This window comes from Streptomyces sp. W16 (genome assembly GCF_033194735.1).
Taxonomy (GTDB): Bacteria; Actinomycetota; Actinomycetes; order Streptomycetales; family Streptomycetaceae; genus Streptomyces.
Window position 1 is genome coordinate 1 of sequence record NZ_JAWOAI010000717.1, and the last position, 3,989, is coordinate 3,989.

Below are 3,989 nucleotides of genomic sequence, written 5' to 3' on the forward strand. Positions count from 1 at the left end.
GAAGGCGCGGGTGGCGGCCAGCTCGCGCGCCAACTGCACGCCGTGCACCAGGACATCGAGGTCGGCCGAGGAGGTGAGGTAGCCGGCGCTGACGACGGCGTTGGACCGCGGGTCGGCGTCGCGCAGCCGCACCCGGCCCCGGCTCTGCGGTTGCAGCGCGATCGGCGCGAAGGTGAAGCCGGGCCCCTCCCACTGGTCGGCTGGGGCGTCGGACGGCAGGAACTTGATGGGGCCGAAGGTGAATTGGAGGTCGGGGGAGTCCTCCGGACCCGCCTCGCGGGTGTGGGTGAACAGCCCCGCCTCGGACAGCAGCGCGCCGGAGGGGTGCTCCTGAAGCGACTGGTAGCAGATGGGCGTGAACAGGTGGTCCTGAAGTCCGGCGCCGACCCCCGGCAGGTCCTGGACACAGCGGATGCCGTGCTCCCGCAGCTGCGTGGCCGGGCCGATGCCGGACAGCATGAGCAGCTTCGGCGTCTCGAACGCCCCGGCGCACACGATGGCTTCGCTCTCGGCGCGCAGTTCGTGCCGGGTGCCGTCCTGGACGTACTCGACGCCCGTGACCCGCGTCCCGGTAAGCAGCAGCCGGGTGGCCAGGGTGTCGGTCAGCACGGTCAGGTTGGGGCACCCAAGGGCCGGCCGAAGATAGGCGTCGGCGGTGCTGCACCGGCGGCCCGCGTCGTCGCGGAACGTCTGGTACAGGAAGCCGAAGCCTTCCTGCCGGGCGCCGTTGTAGTCCCCGCCGGTGTCCGTGGCGTACCCGAGTTCACCGGCGCCTTCCACGAACGCCCGCGCGATCGGGGAGGGTTGATCGAGTTGCCGGACCCGGACGGGCCCGCCCGCGCCACGGAACCCGTCCGCGCCGCCCGAGTAGTCCTCGGCCAGCTTGAAGAACGGCAGGACCTCGTCGTACGACCATCCGGTCGCGCCCTCGGCGACCCAGCGGGTGTAGTCGTGACGGCTGCCGCGCACCCACATCAGGGCGTTGACGGAACTGCACCCGCCGACGACCTTGCCACGGGCCACGGGGACACGGCGGCCCTCCATGCCCGCCTCGGACTCGGTGACGTAGCCCCAGTCGATCTCGCTCCGCCACTCGGCGGTGAGCAGCGAGAGGACCGAGGCCGCGTCGGCCCGGTGGATCTCGGGGCGCTCGTCCCAGCCGCCCGCCTCCAGCAGGACCACGGTCGTCGACGGATCCTCACTCAGCCGGGCAGCGACCGCGCAGCCGGCCGAGCCGGCGCCGACGACGATGTAATCGGCCCCGAGGGGCACCGACTTCGACGGCATGTCAGCCTCCAAAAGGTGACGGGATATCAGATCGCGGCCGGCTCGCCGACCCGGTAGTCGACGATCAGCGGGCGGGCGCCCGGTGCGGGCCGCTCCAGCTGCCACTTCTGGTTGATCCGGAAGGACGAAACGGTGCCGTCCGCGGTCGACTTGGCGGTCCACACCACCGTGATGTCGACGTCGACACGGGTGCCGTCCTCGTGCTCGGTGACCTCCTCGACGGTGTGGCTCTGGTCGGTGTAGGCCTCGCCGACGGCCGTGTACCAGTCGAGGAAGTCCGCGTGGCTGTACAGGGTCCGCTCCGGGAAGGCCATCACCAGGCCCTTGTCGGCGACGAAGGGCAGCAGCTCCTCGACCGGCGCGTGCTCGCTCAGCAGGTCGTACCAGCGCTGCACGAACCCGGCGATCTCCCGGTCGGAGCCGGTCTGTTCGCTCGGCATGTGTGTCTCCGCTCATCGGGGTTCCGCTCCCGGGGTCCGGAAGCGGCACGGGTTCGATGACCCCATATCCGCGCCCGCCCGGTCCGCTCGTGCGCGCGGACCGGCCGCACTGTGCGAAGTCGCGGCCCGAGCTGCGGCAACTCCCGGCGTACGCCGCCGGGTTCACCGGACGAAGACCGATGGCCACAACATGCCGTAGTGCGTTCGGCCACTTGAGGATGTGCCGCGACCCGGGCCCCGCCGCCGACCGGCGCGAACGACATCGACGTACACAGGAATCCGCCAGTCGGCACCGTCCCGCCGAACGGGAGGAACCCCATGAGCAAGCGCATTCTGGTCGTCCTGTCCGAACACGGTTACTGGGGCGAGGAGTTGATCGGCCCCCTGGAGACCTTCGACCAGGCCGGCTACCACCTCACCTTCGCCACCCCCACCGGCAAGCGTCCGCAGGCGCTGCCGCCGAGCATGGAACCCGAGTACGTCGACCCGCCGCTCGGCCGCTCCGTCACCACCCCCGAGACCGCCGCCAAGGTACGGAAGGTCGAGGACTCGGACCGGCTCGACAACCCGCTCGACCTGTCGTCCTGGCTGCCCGACCGGCCCTACCGGTCCAAGCCGTACTTCCTGCGCGACTGGGAGGCCTACAACACCCGCCTGGAGCAGGTGCGTTCACAGATCGCCGACCGCTACGACGCGCTGCTGATCGTCGGCGGCAGCGGACCGATCGTCGACCTCGCCAACAACTGGCGCGTCCACGACCTGATCCTCGCCTTCCACGCCCTGGACCGGCCGATCGCCGCCGAGTGCTACGGCGTCGCCTGCCTCGCCTTCGCCCGCGACCAGGAGACCCGCGAGTCCCTCATCCGCGGCAAGCACGTCACCGGCCACTGCATCGAGTACGACTACAAGGACGGCACCGGGTTCATCGGCACCGACTTCGTCATGGGGCCGCCGCCCTACCCGCTGGAGTACATCCTGCGCGACGCCACCGCACCCGGCGGCGCCTATCACGGCAACTTCGGCAAGACGACCTCCGTCATCGTCGACTACCCGTTCATCACGGGCCGTTCGACGCCCGACTCCTACCTGACCGGACAGAAGACCGTCGAGGTCCTCGAAGAGGGCCTGCGGCAGTGGGGGTTCAGGACGACCGCCTGACCCACGGCGACCGCCTGACGCTCCTCCGCCCCGACGAGAGGTGAGCACACGATGGACAGCAGGCCCGCGCGGATCGCGCTGCTCGAACAACTGCAGGCCGAAGGGGTCCGGTTCATGTTCGGCAACCCCGGCACGGTCGAGCAGGGGTTCCTCGACGAACTGCGCTCCTTCCCCTCGATCCAGTACGTCCTAGCCCTCCAGGAGTGCACGGCCGTCGGCATGGCCGACGGCTACGCACGCGCCACCCGCACCCCGGCGGTCCTGCAACTCCACTCCGGAGTAGGGCTCGGCAACGGCATCGGGATGCTCTACCAGGCGATGCGCGGCCACGCCCCGATCGTCACCCTGGTCGGCGAGGCCGGGCTGCGCTACGACAGCATGGACGCGCAGATGGCCGCCGACCTGGTCGGCATGGCCAAGCCGGTGACCAAGTGGGCGACCCGCGTGGTCGACCCCGACTCCACGCTGCGGGTGCTGCGCCGCGCCTTCAAGGTCGCCGCGACCCCGCCGTACGGTCCGGTACTGGTCGTGCTGCCCGCCGACGTCATGGACCGCGACACCGCCGAACCGGTGGCGCCCGTCTCCTACCCGGAGACCCGCAGCCTGCCCGCCCCCGACACCGTGGCGAGGGCCGCCGCGCTGCTCGCCGACGCCCGCAACCCGCTCGTCATCGCCGGCGACGGCGTCCACTTCGCGGGCGCCCAGGCCGAGTTGGGGCGGCTGGCCGAGGTGTGGGGAGCCGACGTGTACGGCGCCGACTGGGCCGAGGTCAACCTGTCCGTCGAACATCCCGCCTACGCGGGCCAGTTGGGCCACATGTTCGGCGAACAGAGCCGGAAGACCACCGGCGCCGCCGACGGTGTCCTCATCGTGGGCACCTATGTGCTGCCCGAGGTGTACCCGGCCCTCGACGGTGTCTTCGGGGCCGGTGTCCCGGTCGTGCACATCGACCTCGACTCCGGTGCGATCGCCAAGAACCACCCCGTCGACCTCGGTATCGTCGCCGACCCGAAGGCCACGCTCGGCCTGCTCGCCGACGCGCTCGGCCGGGAGATGGGCCTCGGGCGGCGGACGGCGGCGGTCGAGCGAGATCGGAAGAGCGTC

Annotated in this window: 4 protein-coding genes; 2 read left to right on the top strand and 2 right to left on the bottom strand. The window is 71.0% G+C overall.

Annotated features, from left to right (window positions below):
* Both R6V09_RS47765 and R6V09_RS47770 read right to left on the bottom strand, forming a co-directional pair.
* On the bottom strand, nucleotides 1–1,287 hold a 1,287-nt coding region (locus tag R6V09_RS47765; protein WP_317887716.1), incomplete at its 3' end, for a GMC family oxidoreductase.
* A gap of 26 nt (nucleotides 1,288–1,313) precedes the next feature.
* On the bottom strand, nucleotides 1,314–1,727 hold the full coding sequence (locus tag R6V09_RS47770) for a hypothetical protein (protein WP_317887717.1): 414 nt from the start codon (nucleotides 1,725–1,727) through the stop codon (nucleotides 1,314–1,316).
* A 318-nt stretch (nucleotides 1,728–2,045) separates the two neighbouring features.
* Here R6V09_RS47770 and R6V09_RS47775 point away from each other — a divergent pair, with 318 nt between their 5' ends.
* On the top strand, nucleotides 2,046–2,885 hold the full coding sequence (locus R6V09_RS47775) for a type 1 glutamine amidotransferase domain-containing protein (RefSeq protein ID WP_317887718.1): 840 nt from the start codon (nucleotides 2,046–2,048) through the stop codon (nucleotides 2,883–2,885).
* Between the two features lie 51 nt (nucleotides 2,886–2,936).
* Nucleotides 2,937–3,989, top strand: a 1,053-nt coding sequence (locus R6V09_RS47780; RefSeq protein ID WP_317887719.1) for a thiamine pyrophosphate-binding protein, incomplete at its 3' end; no start/stop codon positions are given.

Bases quoted from the DNA above. Each gene is read 5' to 3' on its own strand.
- R6V09_RS47775 (WP_317887718.1), top strand. From the start codon at position 2,046: ATGAGCAAGCGCATTCTGGTCGTCCTGTCCGAACACGGTTACTGGGGC.
- R6V09_RS47770 (WP_317887717.1), bottom strand. From the start codon at position 1,727: ATGCCGAGCGAACAGACCGGCTCCGACCGGGAGATCGCCGGGTTCGTG.